At 47.1% G+C, this 17,505-nt stretch carries 15 protein-coding genes; 8 read left to right on the top strand and 7 right to left on the bottom strand.

Annotated elements, in window-relative coordinates; translation table 11 throughout:
* Positions 1 to 2 precede the first annotated feature (2 nt).
* The 3 genes from EA392_08980 to EA392_08990 all read left to right on the top strand — a co-directional run bounded on the left by EA392_08980 (position 3) and on the right by EA392_08990 (position 3,638).
* Positions 3 to 1,130 (top strand): aspartoacylase, encoded by a 1,128-nt coding sequence (locus EA392_08980; protein ID TVR38598.1) that lies wholly within the window; start codon positions 3 to 5, stop codon positions 1,128 to 1,130.
* 92 nt (positions 1,131 to 1,222) lie between these two features.
* Positions 1,223 to 2,668: an MBOAT family protein gene (locus EA392_08985; protein ID TVR38599.1), complete on the top strand. Its 1,446-nt coding sequence runs from the start codon at positions 1,223 to 1,225 to the stop codon at positions 2,666 to 2,668.
* Positions 2,669 to 2,672: 4 nt separating this feature from the next.
* Entirely contained in the window at positions 2,673 to 3,638 is a 966-nt protein-coding gene (locus EA392_08990; protein TVR38600.1) for a hypothetical protein, read from the top strand.
* A 66-nt stretch (positions 3,639 to 3,704) separates the two neighbouring features.
* Here the strand turns inward: EA392_08990 and EA392_08995 are convergent, their stop codons facing one another.
* The 3 genes from EA392_08995 to EA392_09005 form a co-directional block, all read right to left on the bottom strand.
* Positions 3,705 to 4,337: a peroxiredoxin gene (locus tag EA392_08995; protein ID TVR38601.1), complete on the bottom strand. Its 633-nt coding sequence runs from the start codon at positions 4,335 to 4,337 to the stop codon at positions 3,705 to 3,707.
* 146 nt (positions 4,338 to 4,483) lie between these two features.
* Positions 4,484 to 5,263, bottom strand: coding sequence for a zinc/iron permease (locus EA392_09000; protein TVR38602.1), 780 nt, complete (start codon positions 5,261 to 5,263; stop codon positions 4,484 to 4,486).
* On the bottom strand, positions 5,260 to 5,997 hold the full coding sequence (locus EA392_09005) for a class I SAM-dependent methyltransferase (protein ID TVR38603.1): 738 nt from the start codon (positions 5,995 to 5,997) through the stop codon (positions 5,260 to 5,262). Before EA392_09005 ends, EA392_09000 begins: the two co-directional genes overlap by 4 nt.
* Positions 5,998 to 6,135: 138 nt before the next feature.
* Here EA392_09005 and EA392_09010 point away from each other — a divergent pair, with 138 nt between their 5' ends.
* Together EA392_09010 and EA392_09015 are read left to right on the top strand one after the other, a co-directional pair.
* Positions 6,136 to 6,693 (top strand): hypothetical protein, encoded by a 558-nt coding sequence (locus EA392_09010; GenBank protein TVR38604.1) that lies wholly within the window; start codon positions 6,136 to 6,138, stop codon positions 6,691 to 6,693.
* A gap of 10 nt (positions 6,694 to 6,703) precedes the next feature.
* Positions 6,704 to 7,087 (top strand): DUF1987 domain-containing protein, encoded by a 384-nt coding sequence (locus EA392_09015; GenBank protein ID TVR38605.1) that lies wholly within the window; start codon positions 6,704 to 6,706, stop codon positions 7,085 to 7,087.
* Positions 7,088 to 7,105: 18 nt separating this feature from the next.
* Here EA392_09015 and EA392_09020 read toward each other — a convergent pair whose 3' ends face one another.
* The 4 genes from EA392_09020 to EA392_09035 form a co-directional block, all read right to left on the bottom strand.
* Positions 7,106 to 10,213, bottom strand: a complete 3,108-nt coding sequence (locus EA392_09020) for an ATP-binding cassette domain-containing protein (GenBank protein ID TVR38606.1) — start codon at positions 10,211 to 10,213, stop codon at positions 7,106 to 7,108.
* Between the two features lie 76 nt (positions 10,214 to 10,289).
* A complete protein-coding gene (locus EA392_09025) occupies positions 10,290 to 10,700 on the bottom strand; it encodes a hypothetical protein (GenBank protein TVR38607.1) in 411 nt (136 codons plus the stop codon).
* Positions 10,701 to 10,715: 15 nt separating this feature from the next.
* Positions 10,716 to 11,540, bottom strand: coding sequence for a hypothetical protein (locus EA392_09030; protein TVR38608.1), 825 nt, complete (start codon positions 11,538 to 11,540; stop codon positions 10,716 to 10,718).
* 177 nt (positions 11,541 to 11,717) lie between these two features.
* Complete coding sequence (locus EA392_09035; GenBank protein ID TVR38721.1) at positions 11,718 to 13,415, bottom strand: sodium:proline symporter; 1,698 nt, start codon at positions 13,413 to 13,415, stop codon at positions 11,718 to 11,720.
* 175 nt (positions 13,416 to 13,590) lie between these two features.
* Here EA392_09035 and priA point away from each other — a divergent pair, with 175 nt between their 5' ends.
* The 3 genes from priA (at position 13,591) to EA392_09050 (ending at position 17,382) form a co-directional block, all read left to right on the top strand.
* Complete coding sequence (priA, locus tag EA392_09040) at positions 13,591 to 16,056, top strand: primosomal protein N' (protein TVR38609.1); 2,466 nt, start codon at positions 13,591 to 13,593, stop codon at positions 16,054 to 16,056.
* Between the two features lie 73 nt (positions 16,057 to 16,129).
* A complete protein-coding gene (locus tag EA392_09045; protein TVR38610.1) occupies positions 16,130 to 16,897 on the top strand; it encodes a 1-acyl-sn-glycerol-3-phosphate acyltransferase in 768 nt (255 codons plus the stop codon).
* An 86-nt stretch (positions 16,898 to 16,983) separates the two neighbouring features.
* The gene (locus EA392_09050; GenBank protein ID TVR38611.1) at positions 16,984 to 17,382 is read left to right on the top strand and encodes a hypothetical protein; all 399 of its coding nucleotides are present in this window, start codon (positions 16,984 to 16,986) and stop codon (positions 17,380 to 17,382) included.
* The last annotated feature ends 123 nt before the right edge of the window (positions 17,383 to 17,505 follow it).

The following is a 17,505-nucleotide window of genomic DNA, read 5'->3' on the forward strand; positions in this document are numbered from 1 at the left end:
GAATGACTGGGGAGCGAGTGAATGACCGGCTTATTTTTTCGCGAAACACCTTGCAAACACACCCCACGGTGGTTTTCTTCGCCGGAATTCACGGTAACGAACCCGCTGGTGTGCTGGCGCTGGAGCGAATCGCGAATTGGCTTCCGGATGAGGTACAAGGAAACATTTATGCATTTCGCGGTAACCTGAGAGGACTGGCCCAAAAGCGCCGTTTTGTGCGCTACGACCTGAACCGGATATGGGGGCAGGAGCAGTTCAATATTGTGAGAAATGCCCCGATTGAAGAACTTGAGGATGAGCTTTTAGAACTGCGCGAACTGCTCAATGAAATTGACGCCATTCTGCATAAGCACGGAAAAAGGCCTGTGGTTTTTATGGACTTACACACCACTTCTGCAAAGAGTTGTTCCTTTCTTCCTTTTAATGACGCTTTGATGAACCGGGCTATTGCAGAGCGTTTCCCGGTACCGCTGATTTTGGGTATCGAGGAGTTCTTGGACGGTGCTCTCATGAGTTACATCAACGACCTGAACCATCCGGCCCTTGCTTTTGAAGGCGGTCAGCACGATGACCCCGCGGCCATTGATCAGCATGAGGCATTTGCAAAACTGACGCTTCACCACCTCAAGATATTTCAGCTGGACACAACTGAAAAAGCGAAATGCGAAGCATTGCTTACACCTCCACCCAAGGTTCAAACAGGTTTTTATGAGATTTTGCATAGACACCTGATACCCACCGGTGCAGAGTTCATCATGGAGCCTGGCTATGAGAACTTCGATTTCGTGGAACTCGATGAAGCATTGGCCACGCAGGACGGCCGTGTTGTTTCGGCACCCGTTTCGGGTCAGATTTTCTTACCGCTCTATCAGCCCGTGGGAGAGGATGGCTTTTTTATAGGGAGACCTGTTTCGGCGATTTGGTTGCGCCTTTCAGCCCGACTCAGAAAATGGCGCTTTCAGCGCGTTTTGGCAGCATTGCCGGGAATCTCACCGCACCCCACACGCCCCAGGTGCTACCTCGTAAATCACCGCGTCACCCGAATTTTGAGTAGGGAAATCTTTCACCTGCTGGGATTTCGAATCAAGCAACTGGAGGCAGAAAGATGGTTGTTGATACAGCGGGATTGATGCGGCGTTCAGACAGCTTTGCTCTGCTTTGCGAGTGCCCAAATTTTTGTTTTTTTACGCGGTGTTTGGCGAAACCGCGACACCTCTGAAACATGCTGTTTAACTCTTTTGATTTTGCCGTATTTCTGCCTCTGGTGTTCCTTCTTTACTGGGCCATCAAGCCCTTCGGCATCAGGCTGCAAAACATTTTTCTTGTAAGTGTTAGCTACTTGTTTTACGGCTGGTGGGATTGGCGCTTTTTGGGTCTCATCATTTTCAGTACGCTGATTGATTATGCCGTGGGCCGCGCACTTGCGGGCGAGTTGAAGCAAACCAAACGCACAACTCTTCTCTGGCTGAGCATTATCGTTAACCTCGGGTTTTTGGGCTTTTTCAAATACTTCAACTTCTTTCTGGATAACTTCACTACTGCTTTCACCTTTTTTGGGGGCGAAGTGTCTGTGCGAGCCTTGAATATCGTTTTGCCGGTAGGTATCAGTTTCTACACCTTTCAAACTCTTAGCTACACCATTGACGTGTACAAGCGCAAGCTTGAGCCTACCAAAGATGTGGTTGCTTTTGCAGCTTATGTCAGCTTTTTTCCACAGTTGGTTGCAGGCCCCATCGAACGTGCTACCCAGCTGCTGCCACAGTTCTATAAAAGGCGATCATTCAATTATGGGGCAGCTACCGATGGCATGCGTCAAATTCTGTGGGGCCTTTTTAAGAAAATGGTGATTGCCGATAACTGCGCTGTATTTGCGGATATGGCATTCACCCAAGGTCAGGATCATAGCGGCAGCACTCTGTTTCTTGGCGCCGTTTTCTTTGCTTTTCAGATTTATGGCGATTTCTCGGGCTATTCAGATATTGCCATTGGAACAGCGCGGTTGTTTGGTTTCAACCTCATGCAGAACTTTGCTTTTCCGTATTTCAGCAGAGATATTGCCGAGTTTTGGCGGAGGTGGCACATATCCCTTTCAACCTGGTTTCGGGATTATCTATACATCCCTCTTGGAGGTAGTAAGGGAGGGCGATTGCTCAATATTCGTAATATTTTTATCATATTCATAGTGAGTGGCTTTTGGCACGGTGCCAACTGGACATTTATTGCTTGGGGAGCCCTGAACGCCATGTTTTTTCTGCCTCTATTCATCCTGAACAGGAACAGAAGAAATCTGGAAGCGGTTGCCCCGGGTAAGTGGTTTCCTTCTATCCGTGATGGTTTCAGCATATTGGGGACTTTCTCCCTGACTTGCCTGGCATGGGTTTTCTTTCGGGCGGAGGATGTTTCACATGCAATTGGATACGTTTCAAACGTTTTTTCATGGTCATTTTTCAACCTTCCGGAGTTGTCCCAAAAGGATATTGTGATTCTTGGGTTGATTGCCCTTTTGTTGGGCATAGAATGGAAGGGACGCACTGACCAATACGGGTTTCAAACCATTGGGCGTGCATGGCCGGTACCACTGCGATGGAGCTTGTACCTCGCCCTTTTGTTTGTTGTGGTGATGTTTCATCGCACGGAAGAAACTCCGTTTATTTACTTCCAATTCTAGCCTAATGAAGAGATTTCTTACTCGATTGGCTGTTTTTTCTGCTGTGGCAATTCCAGGATATGTTTTGGCGGTATGTATTTGGGGGCTCATAGCTCCTTTGGTACTCCGCCCAAACTTACCCTATCTTAAAGGGGTAGCTGGTTTCACGCACACCCGCACACATGAAATTCTGGATTATGGAAAAGTAGATGTTTTGGTGTTGGGATCGTCCAGGGCTTTCAGAGGGTTTGACACCCGAATCTTTGAGCAAAGAGGCATACGAATGTTCAATTTGGGAACAACGGGCCAAGCTCCTGTAGGGTCACTGATGCTTGCTAAACAATATATGCACAAGGTGGATCCGGATCTGGTGATTATTGAAATTGGGAATGAAACTTTTACCTCGGATGGTGTTGAATCAGGCCTGGACTTACTTACCAATAACAAAATAGATTGGCATTCGCTGGTTTTGACTTTAGAGGTAAATCATGTGAAACTGTACAATACATTCATATACTCACTATTCAGGCAGATTCTCAACTTGGACAAAGACTACGTTGAACCGAAGAAAAAAGATGGCCGTAAATATGTGTCCGGTGGCTACATAGAGGCGGAGATTGTTCACCATACTCCGTCAAAATACCCCAAAGAAAGAGTTCGAAAACTTTCCAAACTGCAAAAAAGGTCTTTACAGGATCTGGTTCATTGGCTTGAGGACCAAGAGAAAAGTGTTCTGCTTGTTGAAGTGCCTACGGCTTCGGACCGATACAGAACATTCGGTAATCACGATGAATTCACCAATTTTCTGGAGAACACGGCCCCTTTCGTGAGCTTCCTTAAAAACCTGAATTTGAATGATTCTTTGCACTTTAGCGATGCCAGTCACCTCAATCAATATGGGACTGAAGTTTTCAACAAGGCATTGATTAATTGGCTGACGGATCATGGTTGGCTTTCTGAAACGGAAGGGGAGTTACCTGTATCTGATTAAGTATCTCCCAAACAAAAACCCGTCACCAAACGGCAACGGGTTTTAAAATCGTTTCGAATATGTTGATTAGTGAGCAGCCAGGTACTCAGCCACTCCTTGGTGGTCTGCCTTCATACCTTCGGCGCCTTCTGACCAGTTAGCCGGGCAAACCTCTCCTTTGGCTTCAAAGAACTGCAGTGCGTCAACCATACGCATGGCTTCATCTACATTGCGTCCAAGCGGAAAGTTGTTTACAATCTGATGCTGAACCACACCTTCTTTGTCAATAAGGAAGAGGCCGCGGTAGGCAATCATCGGGCCGGTAGCCACCAATTCGCCTTCAACGCCATAATCGTACTGGCCTGCCAGTACACCAAATGCGTCGCTAATGGTTTTTGAAGTGTCGGCAACAATCGGGTAGGTTACACCCTGAATACCACCATCTGCCTTAGGCATTTGAAGCCATCCCCAGTGTGATTCTTCGGTGTCGGTAGAGCAGGCTACAACAGCTACACCCTTGCTTTCAAATTCAGCCAATCGCGACTGAAAAGCGTGCAATTCGGTAGGGCACACAAAAGTAAAATCCTTGGGGTAGAAGAAGAAGATTACGTGTCGCTTTCCAATAAACTGATCGAGTGAAAAATCACTGACAATCTCCTCACCATTGATAACGGCTGAAGCCTTGAATGATGGCGCTTTTTTTCCTACAAGTACTGACATGGTGTTTTATGTTTTGGGTTTTAAAATTTTCTTGTTGAGCGGCAAAAGTAGCTATTCAACGCAAGCGTGCACTCGCTTTTTCATGGTAATTAATGATGGCTTCATAGCTTGTTATTATGAAGGCCGCGGCCGTAGGAAACAAACTTCTAGGACGCAAGCAGAGCCAACCCGAATCCTGCGAGAATCACCACCATTTTATACAGGTTGAAGCGGTGGTTTTCGCCGGTTTCAAAGAGGATGGTTGTAGATAAATGAAGGATGATACCTCCGGCGAGCGCAAGAATTCTGGAAAAAACAACCATATCCTGGCCGTTGTTGCTGATTAGCGGGCTTACCAAAATACCAATTGGCGCGGAAGCCGCAAAAATGAAAAGAAACAATATGGTTTTAGCCCTGGACATTTTCAACCCCAACATCATCCCTACCAATGCTATGGTAATAGGAATATTGTGAATCACAATACCCCAAAGGTAGCCCTGATGACTGTGGTGGTGATGGTGATGACCGTGGTTGTGCATGTGATCGTGCGCATGATGGAGTTGCTCATCAAAGCCTAGCGGCAGACTTTCCGTAAAGGCGTGAATACACAGGCTCAATAGCATGGTCCAAGTGATGGCCTTTCCGTGCTCATGTTCGTGATGCTGGGCCGGGTGGTGCACATGTCCGTGCTCTATTCCTCCACTGAAATAGTCAAGAATAATCTGAAGTAAAAAACCGGCAATTACGAACACTCCAACCTGCGCACCGCCCAATTCGTAAGCTTCCGGAAGAATATGCATCACGGTAATTCCCAAGAGCAGTGCCCCGCTAAACGCAAGCAGCATTTTCAGGTAGGGCTTCATCAATTTAGGGAAGGCAATTACCAATAGCCCGACAGTCATCGCCGAGAAAAACAGAATGAGAATACGTTCGAGGCTTTCGGTCATTTTTTACGTGTTGTAATGATCAGTCGGTCTGAATGATGCGTGTCAAATGGCTCAAACTGATAGGAGCCATAGACTGATTCCGGAATGAGATTGGATTCTTCAAACATGCTGAAAAGCATTTCCTTAGAGAATGCCTGTACCCGCTCCTCAAATTGAAGTTCGGGGTTGTTGTTGATACGGATACGTTTCACTATTTCACCGTTCTCTACACTTCGGCTTATGTCAAAGTGGTTGTTGTCAACAATTTTTGTTTCGTTGGGGGTGAGCTCGTTCATCACCTTTTCAGCATTCATGAAATCCAGTACAAAAATACCCTCCGGCAAAAGCATGGAATGTACAGCTTGCAGCACCTGGAGGTTGTCATTCAGTTCTTTAAAGTATCCGAAGCTCGTAAATAAGTTGAGAATCAAATCAAATTGTAAACCACGCAGCGGTTCGCGCATATCGTGTTGAATAAATTGTAAATCGGCTCGGCCGTACTCACTGGCTGCAGCAATATTGGCCGCGCTCAGGTCAATCCCCACCACATCGTATCCAAGTTCGTTAAGCATAATACAATGGCGGCCTTTACCACAACCCAGGTCCAACACTTTTTTGCCCTGAGGTAGTTTCAATACGTCCATCAGGTGGTGCACAAAGCGGCCTGCCTCCGACCGGTCACGATTCCGGTAAAGGATGTGGTAGTAGGGCGAGTCAAACCAATGCTTGAACCAGGAAGTCTGAGAAGTTGACATGAAATTGCGATGGGGTCGCAAATATACGGCAATGCCATCACAATGCTTACCTCGCTATTAACACGGAGCCATGAAAATGTTTTTTCCGCGTGTAGGTCGCAATTGCTGTGCCTTGTTATCTTTGTGAGAAACCAACCCATGAGCGGACACCTGGAGATATACGACCTGTACGAGAAGCTTGAAAGGAAAAACATTATGATCTCTTTCAAGGGAGAGCTGACCAGCCAATTGATGGAGTCTATTCTTACGGTGGTTGAGCGAAAACTTGAGGGCTTTAGTGAAAGTGCTTCTACGCGAAAAAAGGTGTTCAACGTATTGGTTGAGTTGCTTCAGAACCTTTATCACCATCGCGGAGTTTCTCCGCTTGCAAGGGCATCGGGTTTTAGCGATGGCGATTCGGTAATCATTATGATTGCTCGTAATGCTACAGGTTATTCCATTATTACCGGCAATTTCATCAACAATCATGATGTAGAACGTCTCAAACTTCGTTTGGAAGAGATCAACTCAATGGGGGCAGAAGAGCTCAAGAATTTTTACAAGCAGGTTCTGAGCAATGGTACTATCAGTCAAAAAGGAGGTGCCGGCCTCGGAATGATTGATGTCGCCCGAAAATCGAAGGATAAGCTGGAATACGGCTTTATCCCCTTTGATGAAAACCATTCATTTTTCAGCTTGAACGTTAAAGTCGCATAATCAGTTAGCCATGGAAAACATCACCTTAGAAGGATCTACCAAAACTCCGTCGGTTCAGTTTGACGCAACAAAAGGCTCGCTCGCTATTCGCGGCCGTTCCATTCCGGAGAACTCTATTGAATTCTACTCCCCTTTGCTCGATTGGATAGACACTTACGGAACTAATGCCAAGAACCCCACGGTAGTTATTATTCAGCTTGAATATTTTAACACAAGCTCGTCCAAGTGTATTCTGGATATATTCAAAAGGCTTGAGAAAATACGATCTCAAGGAAACGAGGTGCTCGTGAAATGGCACTATGAAGCCGACGATGAGGATATGCTGGAAGCCGGCGAAGACTATCAGGCCATAATTAGCTTGCCTTTTGAAATGATTGAAGTAGAGGAGGCCTAAGCAAGCGCCTCATAGGTTTTACAGCACCGACGGACTCGTGGTTCGGCGCGGTTTGCGAGGAACCAAACTGCTTATAAATTCGCCCGTTTTGCGCAATCCATCCGCGTATAAAAGCAAGCCTAAAAATAGGCTCATGCCCCAAATTACCAATAAATTGGCAGAAAACGTGTCTATACGGTGCTGAAATAAAATTTTGTTGGGTGCATAGAAGTGGCTACCAAAAAACGGGGTCTTAAAGGGCTCGCTATAAACTAAATCTTTCTTCTGAACCAGTCGATTGTTGTACGAAACAATGTAGTTAAGATCGTTTTTGTTGGTAACAAAATTTTCGAGCGCCCGATTGCTGTATCGCTGTTGCATTTTTTGATATTCCTCCCTGAGCTGCTCATTAGCGGTCATCTCCGAGATAATCTCCTCTCTCGCGTCGGCTGCTTTATTGTACACTCTTCTGTAATGGGCCACCAGCTTATCAATGTGTTGCTCGAGTTCATGCAGAACGTCGATGTTTACCCGGTCAGCGTAAAGCATTTCGGTGAAAGCAAAATCCAATCCGCGGATGAATTGATTCTCTTGTGAAATTTCAAAGCGCAGTAAATCAATATGTTGTTGTAGTTCAAGGCCTGTGTAGTTTCTCGCCAAAAGGCGGCGAGCTGCTCCGCTGCGGTTTTTCATTTCTCGCGCCCAGTAATCTTTTTTCCAGTTGGAGTATTTCTTGCGTTTTTCGAGCTCATAGAACTTGCTGTCAAATGAATTGCGTGTGGCCTGAACAACTGCCAGTCCCTCGTAAGCCCATCGGGATGCCATGATATTTCCAATAAAAGGAACACCGGTTTGCGAGCTTATTGACGGGTGTAGCTTGTCAAATTTTACAATCACACCACTGAACAGCAGTTGTGGTATAATTAGCACTGGAACAATGATATAAATGACCTTGGCCGAATTGAAGGAAGCGGAAATGTTGAGTCCGAGCATATTCGCAAAACAGGAAACAGTAAAAAGCATAGCCCAGTAGTACAGACTGAGGCCGTGTACCCCCAGCATAAGGTTCCCCACCCAAACATAGGTGAGGGTTTGAATAGCCGAAATGATGAACATCACCGAGATTTTGGAAAGCAGGTAGCTCCCACGGCTCAGATTCAGAAACTGCTCGCGTTTGCTCACTTTTTTGTCGCGGATGATTTCCTCCGAACTTACGGTAAGGCCAAAGAATAGGGCCACAATCACCGAAATGAAAATGTACTGCGGAATGTTTTCGTTCTCACTGAAAATGTACTGCCCTCCTGCAATAGGGTCTTTCACAAAATAGCGCATAAAGAAGGTGAGAATGGCGGCCAATACAGGGGCTTCCAAAAAGGTAATGAGCAGGTATTGTAAATTGGTGGATTTGGAGAGTATATCTCTCCTGAGAAAAACGCTGAATTGTTTCAGGTAGCCGGGAATACTGTATTGTCCCGATCGAACAGTTTTTGTCTCTTGCGGGGTTTCATTTTTTGGCTCGCAGTGCTCGAGGTAGTGTTGATGCCACTCTTCCGGCGCTATTTTTCGTTTTGATGTGAGGTGCCCGTACTCATCCACAACCTTTGCTTCGAGCATCTGAAATACCTGTTCAGGGTTTACATTTCCGCAAACAGGGCATTCACTTTCTTCGCAGTCAGCATGATTAATGATGCGCTTAAAATAGGTTACGCTGTCAATGGGGTTACCGTTAAACACAGGGTACCCCCCCTGGTCGAGAATGAGAAGCCGGTCAAACATTTTAAAAATGTCGGATGACGGCTGGTGAATAACCACAAAAATCAGCTTACCTTTTAAGCTAAGTTCTTTCAGAAGATCCATGATGTTTTCTGAATCTCTGCTTGATAAGCCTGATGTAGGCTCATCTACAAAAAGCACCATGGGCTCGCGCACCAATTCCAGGGCTATATTCAAACGCTTTCGCTGGCCACCGCTAATGGTCTTATCCAAAGGCGAGCCCACGCGCAAGTGACTGATTTCAGACAGCCCGAGGTCGCTCAGGGTCTGCTGCACCATACTGTGAATTTGCTCGTTATTGTGATTCCCGAAACATAGTTTGGTGTTGTAGTAGAGGTTTTGGTATACGCTTAACTCTTCAATCAGCAGGTCGTCCTGGGCTATGTACCCGATGATTCCCTCCAACTTTTTTCGGTCGTGGTGTACATCTATACCGTTGATGGTTACTGCGCCATTGCTGGGCTTGAGGTTTCCATTGAGCACGTTGAGCAGGGTAGATTTACCGGACCCACTACCTCCCATAATCCCAACCAACTTGCCTGTTTCCTCGCAGAAATTCAAGGGTTGAAGGCCTTGATTTCCGAATGGAAAGTGGTAGGTGAGTTGGTGTGTGCAGAGTTTCACCTGTTCAAAATCCGCTCCGCTCAGGTATGAACTAAGAATATCGGTGTAGTAAATAGAGTGGTGTAGCTTGGGACTTCTGATGCTGGCCCCGGAATTAAGCACGTGGATAAACGAAGGCATCATGTGTTGCCCGTTTAGCATAAGCGGCATTTCTCCGCGATAACTCACAAAGAACAGGTTCAGGCTTTCAATTCGAAGCACCACCACCGGATCTTCAAGACCTTCGAACGGTGCTTGCAGGCAATGGCTAAGGTCTTCACGTTCCTTTTGCCATAACATCAAAAACCCGGGTTCATCCACTGCATCAAGATTGCTCCGTGTAATGAGTTTCTGAACTTGTTGGTATTCTTCCTTTTCAACGTTGAAGGTTTCTGCTACAGTGGTGAGAAACTCAAGTTCCTGCTCACTCACGTTTTGGTGGCTGTGTACAAACTCGAGCAATCGCAACAGCACCACAAATTTTTGTTTTTGAGTAAGTTCGGTGTTGATGGCTGTGCAAATCCTGAGTACTTTTACGGAAGCAACAGATGTTTTCTTGCGCACTTTTTGTTGCGATCCTTTGGGCTGGTATTGATCCACAAAGTCGTCGAACAGCTTCAGGTAGCCATTTACGAGCTTCTGACTCAGTTGCTGTTTCAGGAAGAGACGCACAATTTTGCGCCCTTCATCCTCATGGCTATCGTGCTGGGCATCTACCCGCGCGATAATCGCGAAGAGTTGCATAAGGGCTTTGAGTATATTTTCGCTCATTTCAGTGCGTTAGGCAAAATAAAAAAGGCATCGGGCCGAAGCCGGATGCCTTTTCTACGCAAAAGAGCGCGTAGGGTTATTTTTCGAAGTTGATGAGCATTACTGCACAGCCTGAGTCTAGTTTACTTTGGTCGAGGTGGGCTTCAATAATCACTTGCATGGTTGACTCCACTTTAAAATCCCAATAAGGGGCATTGTCATAGTCGCTATTGGTAAAGAGGAGGTTGCGTTTCTCATCAAAAACAGAATAGATGAGGTTGCCGCTCTCAAACCCGCTGCATCCCACAAGACGGTAGGTGGAGCCTCCATAAAAGGTTGCATTGAACTCTGCCACCTGATCTTCGTAAAGCAGAGCCCGGTATAATTGGCCGTCGGAAATGAAACCATCCCCGATATTTTTGCTGCACACGCTCGCAATGGTGTCGCATTGCCCAAAGGCCGCACCAAGTATGAATGTCAGTAAGAAGGTGAGAAATAAGTTACGCATGGTGGTTCGGTTTTTTTAGCTAACAATTGAGTTTCGGATGGATTCGAGTTCTTCTATGATTTGCGCAAACAACTCGTCGGTAATGCTGTAGCTTGTTTCGCTCTTGAGATGAGTTATTTTACCGGCAGCATCTACATCAGGCCGCTTGTATTCGTAGGTCGTTTTCACGCCGTCGAATAAAGCCTGCAAATCTTTAAGGCTAGTTATCAAAGAGGCAATGTCGTCAGACCCATGACGCTCTAAAATGGAAACGATGCCGTTCAGTGCGTGCTTTTGCTCTGCGATACGCTGACGAATCTCACCTTTACCATTGGTTGAGTTTAATGCCATAAACATGCCCTCAACCCAACCACCCGCGATGATAAGGGCAGCTGTCAGGTCGCGCTCATTTTCTTTCAGATAGCCGTCACTGTGCCTGAAAAAGTGCGATGATAACACCAACAAAGAATCCTGGTTTCCGAGGTTTTCACTAAAACGGCGAATCAGCCCGCGATCAATGGCACCGGCAAGGTCGAGCTCATTGGCCAGCTGCTCCAATACCGTCATGCAACTAAGGGCTTCCTGGTTTTGGTCGAATATGGCATAGTAGGCCAGGTTGGCGCCATAAACGCCCATTGCCAAGCTTTTATCGGTGGCACTGATGTAATTTCCTGCGTTGGCTGTGGCGTTGGGCAGGCTGGCATCATAATCTGCTCCCGACCGCTCAATCAATAGTGCGGTTTGGACTGGGCTGGGGATGCTGAAAACGGCTTCCCCAACGCGCAAAACAGATGACTTATCAGCTTCAGTTGCCGTAGTCAGGTCGTCGTCAGAAGATCTTTGGGAGTCGCTGCTTTCCACACAGCCCTGAAGTATGAGTAATGATGCTGCAAAGCAAGCTATACTCCATTTCATCCTTATCATGGGTTTTTGTTTTTAAGGTTGGGTTTCAAAGAGGCACCAAGTACCGAAAAAATCCTGAATTGTCAAAATCAGATAATTATCGACGAATGAATGGAAAATGCCGATGAACTGAATTTAGTTTGCGCTGCGAAAAATTCCGCTTTTCTGCAATGCCTTGAGCATCGCCAAAAATCCGCCCAAAGCCAACGAAAAAGCCAGCCAACCGCTGCTGTATTCTGCAAGTATAAATTTGCCGGTAGCAAATAACAATCCGTAGGTCATCAGTATAGAAGTTAACCAGGCCACAAAAAGATACCGGTATACGGCTCGGCGAGGCGCGTCGGACTTATGAAAATCTTTGGGCCACCACCCCCCGGGCTCAACCTGACTGTAGTATTTGAGGAGTGTTTCGGTGGGGGTGGGTTGCGTTACGAACGTCACAACAATCCAGCAAAGAGTAGTAAATGTCACCGTAAAGAAAAAGCTGTTGGGAAATACCCAATCCAGTAAACCGTGCGAAATGGCATAGCCCGCAAAAGGGGCAAAAGTGGCGGCAATTTCGCTCCACGCATTGATTCTCCACCAAAACCAGCGCAAAATGAGCACCATTCCCAGTCCGGCGCCACATTCCACAATAAACACCCATACTCCTGATATAGATTCCATTTGTGTGGTTATGGCAAGGCCCAACACCATCACTACAATTGTAGTGAGCCTGCTTATCCAAACCAGGTGTGAATCTCCGGCATTGGTATTCACGAATCGTTTGTAAACATCATTTACGAGATAGCCGGCACCCCAGTTTAATTGGGTGCTGATGGTACTCAAATAGGCCGCAAAAAATGCCACGAGCAGCAGGCCGCGCAATCCGTTTGGTAGAAAGTCGCGCATGGCCCACACATAGCCATTTCGCACTTCCTCTTCAGGCAGGTCGGGGTAGAGTACGATACAGGCCAAACCCACCAGGATCCATGGCCATGGCCGCAAACAGTAATGTGCTACCTGAAAAAACAACGTGGCATAAAGGGCGTCCCGCTCTGTTCGGGTGCTCATCATGCGCTGTGCAATGTAACCACCCCCGCCGGGCTCAGCACCGGGGTACCAACTGCTCCACCACTGAATACCGATGTAGGCCAGAAATGACCCTAGCCCTAGTGTGAGGGTAGTGGCATCGGCTGCATTGGAACCAATAACCGGCAAAAAGCGTAAAGCTTCTTCGGGTAGCTGGCTTTTTAGCCCCTGGATGCCGCCAATTTGCTCGCTGTTCATCACAAGCCAGGCCAGTGCAATGGTTCCGCCCATGGCAATCACAAACTGAAATGCATCGGTTACCGCCACGCCTTTCAATCCCGATAAGGCTGCATATGCCCCCGCCACCAGCATGGCAGCACCAGTGAGCCAAAACACACGTTCAGGCTCAAGGTCAAAAAACACCTGCAAAATAGACATCAATGCCAGGTTCACCCATCCTATGATCAGCACATTCATGAACAATCCCAGGTACACCGCCTTGAACCCTCGCAGCCACCTGGCAGGAGCTCCAGCATAGCGCAGTTCAATAAATTCTACTTCCGTAAGTACTTCAGCTTTTCGCCACAATCGCGCAAAGAAAAAAGTGGTGAACATTCCACCGGCCAAAAAGCACCACCACAGCCAATTGCCAGAAATACCATTGTTTGCAACCAATTCTGTAACTGCCAGTGGAGTGTCGGCGGCGAATGTTGTGGCAACCATAGAGATACCAGCAATGTACCAGGGCAGGTTGCGACCTCCAAGAAAAAAGCTGCCAAGGTCTTTACCCGCCTCCCTCCTGTAATACAAGGCTATGCCCATCGACAGTGCAAAGAATGAAACAATGATAATCCAGTCGAAAAAGTTGAGCACAGAGCGGTTTGTTAGCGAACCGGACAAAGTTGTTCAAAAAAAGCACAGCTTACCTTTGGGCCGTTTTACAAAGCGCACGAATTCCTGTTAACTTCGCTCCGCACTTCGAGAATCCCGCAACAGCATGGCAGAAAACACCTTGTTTGTAGATATGATATTGCCCCTATCCGTAGGGCAGTTCTACACGTACAGGGTGCCGCGTGAGTTTGCACATCTGGTAAAGCCCGGTGTGCGCGCAGTGGTGCAATTCGGTAAGAAAAGAAGATATGCGGCCTTGATTCGAAACGTTCACAATCAGCCACCCAAGGGCTACGAAGCCAAGTATATCGACGAGGTGCTGGATGAAATACCTGTAGTAAATCAGTTGCAGTTCAGGCTTTGGGACTGGGTGGTTGACTATTACATTTGTACTCCCGGGGACGTGTTTAATGCGGCCGTTCCCGGTTCGTTAAGACTGGCGAGCGAAACGCGCATTATTCTGAACCATTCATTTCAGGAAGAAGAGCGTTTGGATGACAAAGAGTTTCTGGTATTTCAGGCGCTGCAGGTAAGTAACCACTTATCGGTGTCTGATATCTCCTCAGTGCTCAACCAAAAAACCGTAGAACCCATCGTAAAAGCATTGCTCGAGAAAGGTGTGGTGATGGTAGAGGAGGAGATCAAGGAAAAATTCAAGCCCAAAACCACCGATTATGTAAGACTCCATCCGCAGCTTCGCACCGAGGATGACATTCGGCAGGCTTTTGATGCCTTGAGCAATGCTCCCAAACAGCTTGAACTGCTGATGGGCTTCATCCATCTGAGCAAACATCCCGAGGAAATACCGCTTGTCAAGAAATCCACCTTGCTCGATTTCACCAAAACCACAACCGCCATTCTCAACACATTGGTGCAAAAGGAAATGCTTGAGGTGGTAGCCATTGAAACGGGACGACTTAAAGAGTTTACAGGAAAAACAGATGCGCCCAAAATTCTCAGCGATGAACAGCGAACTTGCCTGGAGTCGGTTCAAAAGGTTTTTGTAGAAAAGGATGTTTGCCTGCTGAACGGCGTAACCGGAAGCGGAAAAACAGAGGTGTACATCGCCCTCATTGAGCAGCACATGGCTCAGGGAAAGCAGGTGTTGTATCTCCTGCCCGAAATCGCCCTTACCGCACAAATTATTCAGCGTCTGCAAAAGCATTTTGGCGATTCGGTAGCTGTGTATCACTCACGCTTCAACCAGCAGGAGCGGGCCGAGATCTGGCGGGAACTTCAATGCGATACAGGGCGCTTCAAACTAATTCTGGGTGCGCGCTCGGCCATGTGGCTGCCGTTTACGCGATTGGGTCTGGTAGTGGTGGACGAAGAACACGATTCGTCGTACAAGCAATTCAATCCTTCACCTCGCTACCACGCGCGCGATACCGCTATTGTTCTTTCCCGATTGCACAAGGCTAAGGTACTCCTTGGTTCTGCTACGCCCTCGCTTGAAAGTTACGCCAACGCTCAAAACGGTAAGTATGGCTATGTTGAATTGCTGACGCGCTTCGGTGGAATTAAAATGCCGGAAATTCTCGTGGCAGACCTAAAGAAGGAAGCCAAAGACCGCACCCTGAAGTCGCATTTCAGTTCCTTTCTACTCACAGAGATGGAAACCGTGCTGAAGGATAAACAACAAGTCATCCTTTTTCAGAACCGCAGGGGCTATTCGTCGCTGTGGGATTGCGATTCGTGTGGATGGACCCCCGACTGTGAGCAGTGCGATGTAAGTCTTACCTATCACAAGCACATCCACATGCTTGTATGTCACTATTGCGGAAACCGCTACAAGCCGCCCACCGAATGCCCGCGTTGCTCCAGTACCAAGTTATCTATGCACGGTTTCGGCACCGAAAAAATAGAAGACATTTTGCCTGACTTTTTACCGGGAGTCCGGATTGGAAGGCTTGATCACGATACTACACGCTCAAAAAACGCTCACCATGAGATCATCGGCAGGTTCGAATCGGGTGAAATTGATGTGCTGGTAGGAACACAAATGGTTACCAAAGGCCTTGATTTTGACCATGTGGGTTTGGTGGGTGTGATGAACGCCGATCAAATGCTGAACTTTCCTGATTTTCGCTCTTTTGAACGCTCCTTTCAATTGCTGATGCAGGTGGCGGGACGGGCCGGGCGGAAAGGCAAACGCGGCAAAGTGATTATCCAAACCTGGCAACCGTACCACTGGATTGTGCAGAAAGTCATCGAGAACGATTTTGAGGGCATGGCGCGGCAGGAACTCAGCGATCGCCGGCAATTCAAATACCCGCCGTATTACAGAATGGTAACTTTTGTACTGCGTCATCGCGATCGGAATGTTTTGGATGCCGGATGTGAGCGCTTTTCCAACATGATGAGGATGCAATTTTCGGATGGTGTGCTTGGTCCTGAATATCTACCGGTTCCACGCGTCAGAAACCGATACCAGAAGCAGCTCATCCTCAAACTCGACAAAAAGTACGCCTTTAAAGTGGCCCGTGAACGGATTCGCAACGTAATGGGCGACTTCTACCGGGACAAGCTCAATCGCTCCATTCAGATAGCGGTTGATGTGGATCCTTTCTGACGCGTCCAACTTATTCGATTATCTTTGATTTTGGAATTTCGTTTCTCGAGGTTCCGCGCAGAGAGCATCCGCTATGTTGAGGAAAAACGTGTTTGGGCATTATCTTGCGCTTCGCAGAATGTTGATGGCGATGATAGGTGTGTTCACTTATCCGATGTACAACGTTTTCAATAAAACGCGGGTCAATGGTCTTGATATTCTGGATGATCTACCCGAGAGCGGCGTGCTTTTCGTGTCGAACCATCAGACCTACTTTTCGGACGTAATTCTCATGTACCATGCGTTTGCTGCCCGCAGAATGGGCAAACGTCAATTGGGCTTTCCGTGGTACCTCATGCGGCCCCGCCTGAATACCTATTATATAGCTGCGCGGGAAACCATGCGCTCAGGGCTTATTCCCAGAATATTCGCTTACACGGGGGCGATACAGATCAGGCGTACCTGGCGGGAGTCTGGAAAATCTATTGAACGACCGGTTGATCCTGAGGATGTTCAGAAAATAAATATGGCCCTGGGTTCGGGCTGGGTCATTACCTTTCCTCAGGGTACTACCACGCCTTTTGAAAAGGGTAGAAAAGGTACCGCACATCTAATCAAGCAAACTCAACCCATTGTGGTGCCGGTTACCGTAAAGGGGCTGCGACGCGCTTTCGACAAAAAAGGCCTCCGCCTCAAAAAAACGGGAATGGAACTGTCGCTCACCTTTAAGACACCTATTCAAATAGATTATGAGGCAGATGCGGAAAAAATCCTCAACAGCATCATGGATGCCATTGAGCAAAGTGAGCAATTCAATAAAGTGCCTCCCTTGCGCGAGGATTATCAGTCTGAATTGAAGTAGCAAAAAGGCGTAGCCAATTCACCAAAAGCTTTGCTACCTTCGTGGCCCGTCTTTTGAAGAGTTAGAACCAATAAAAAATCAGTAGAATGAAATTGAAGCTATTTGCATTGTTGTGCCTTGTTTTTTCTTCCGTTCAAATGGCAACGGCCCAGGAACGTCGTACAGAACTGAAGTCAGATGTTGTGCTCAGTAAATCCGATGCAACCAAAGAGGTGGTTTACCCCAAAATTTCGGTAAATGAAAACCGATGTCGGTTTGATAGGCTTTTGCTAGGTACCGACGAGAACGGCAGACATCAGCTTACTTTTCATTTCGGGAATATTTGCGATGGTCACCGGAACGTAGCGCTTTCGTTCAATTCACTGCAGGATGCGGTAATGGTAAAAGACCTTGTGATGAACAATACGGACTACGACATCTTCAATATGAAGGTAGATAAAGTGGTGCCTCCACGATACGAGTTTGTATACGTGAAAGAGCGTTGAGACTACCTGAGTCCAGAAATTAAGGAGATACCGTCAATGATGTTTCATAACCCAAAAGTAAGGTGGCCTTGTCGGCCACCTTTTTTTATTAGCTTTGGGGCGTCTAACTTAAAACCTACACAA

The organism is Cryomorphaceae bacterium (assembly GCA_007695365.1).
In the GTDB taxonomy this organism is placed as follows: Bacteria; Bacteroidota; Bacteroidia; order Flavobacteriales_D; family SKUL01; genus SKUL01.

Coding starts and splice junctions, on each gene's coding strand:
- EA392_08990 (TVR38600.1), top strand. CDS start 2,673: ATGAAGAGATTTCTTACTCGATTGGCTGTTTTTTCTGCTGTGGCAATT.
- EA392_09050 (TVR38611.1), top strand. CDS start 16,984: ATGAAATTGAAGCTATTTGCATTGTTGTGCCTTGTTTTTTCTTCCGTT.
- EA392_09010 (TVR38604.1), top strand. CDS start 6,136: ATGAGCGGACACCTGGAGATATACGACCTGTACGAGAAGCTTGAAAGG.
- EA392_08985 (TVR38599.1), top strand. CDS start 1,223: ATGCTGTTTAACTCTTTTGATTTTGCCGTATTTCTGCCTCTGGTGTTC.
- EA392_09025 (TVR38607.1), bottom strand. CDS start 10,700: ATGCGTAACTTATTTCTCACCTTCTTACTGACATTCATACTTGGTGCG.
- EA392_09020 (TVR38606.1), bottom strand. CDS start 10,213: ATGAGCGAAAATATACTCAAAGCCCTTATGCAACTCTTCGCGATTATC.
- EA392_09000 (TVR38602.1), bottom strand. CDS start 5,263: ATGACCGAAAGCCTCGAACGTATTCTCATTCTGTTTTTCTCGGCGATG.
- EA392_09035 (TVR38721.1), bottom strand. CDS start 13,415: ATGGGCATAGCCTTGTATTACAGGAGGGAGGCGGGTAAAGACCTTGGC.
- EA392_09045 (TVR38610.1), top strand. CDS start 16,130: ATGTTGAGGAAAAACGTGTTTGGGCATTATCTTGCGCTTCGCAGAATG.
- priA (TVR38609.1), top strand. CDS start 13,591: ATGGCAGAAAACACCTTGTTTGTAGATATGATATTGCCCCTATCCGTA.
- EA392_09015 (TVR38605.1), top strand. CDS start 6,704: ATGGAAAACATCACCTTAGAAGGATCTACCAAAACTCCGTCGGTTCAG.
- EA392_08980 (TVR38598.1), top strand. CDS start 3: ATGACTGGGGAGCGAGTGAATGACCGGCTTATTTTTTCGCGAAACACC.
- EA392_09005 (TVR38603.1), bottom strand. CDS start 5,997: ATGTCAACTTCTCAGACTTCCTGGTTCAAGCATTGGTTTGACTCGCCC.
- EA392_08995 (TVR38601.1), bottom strand. CDS start 4,337: ATGTCAGTACTTGTAGGAAAAAAAGCGCCATCATTCAAGGCTTCAGCC.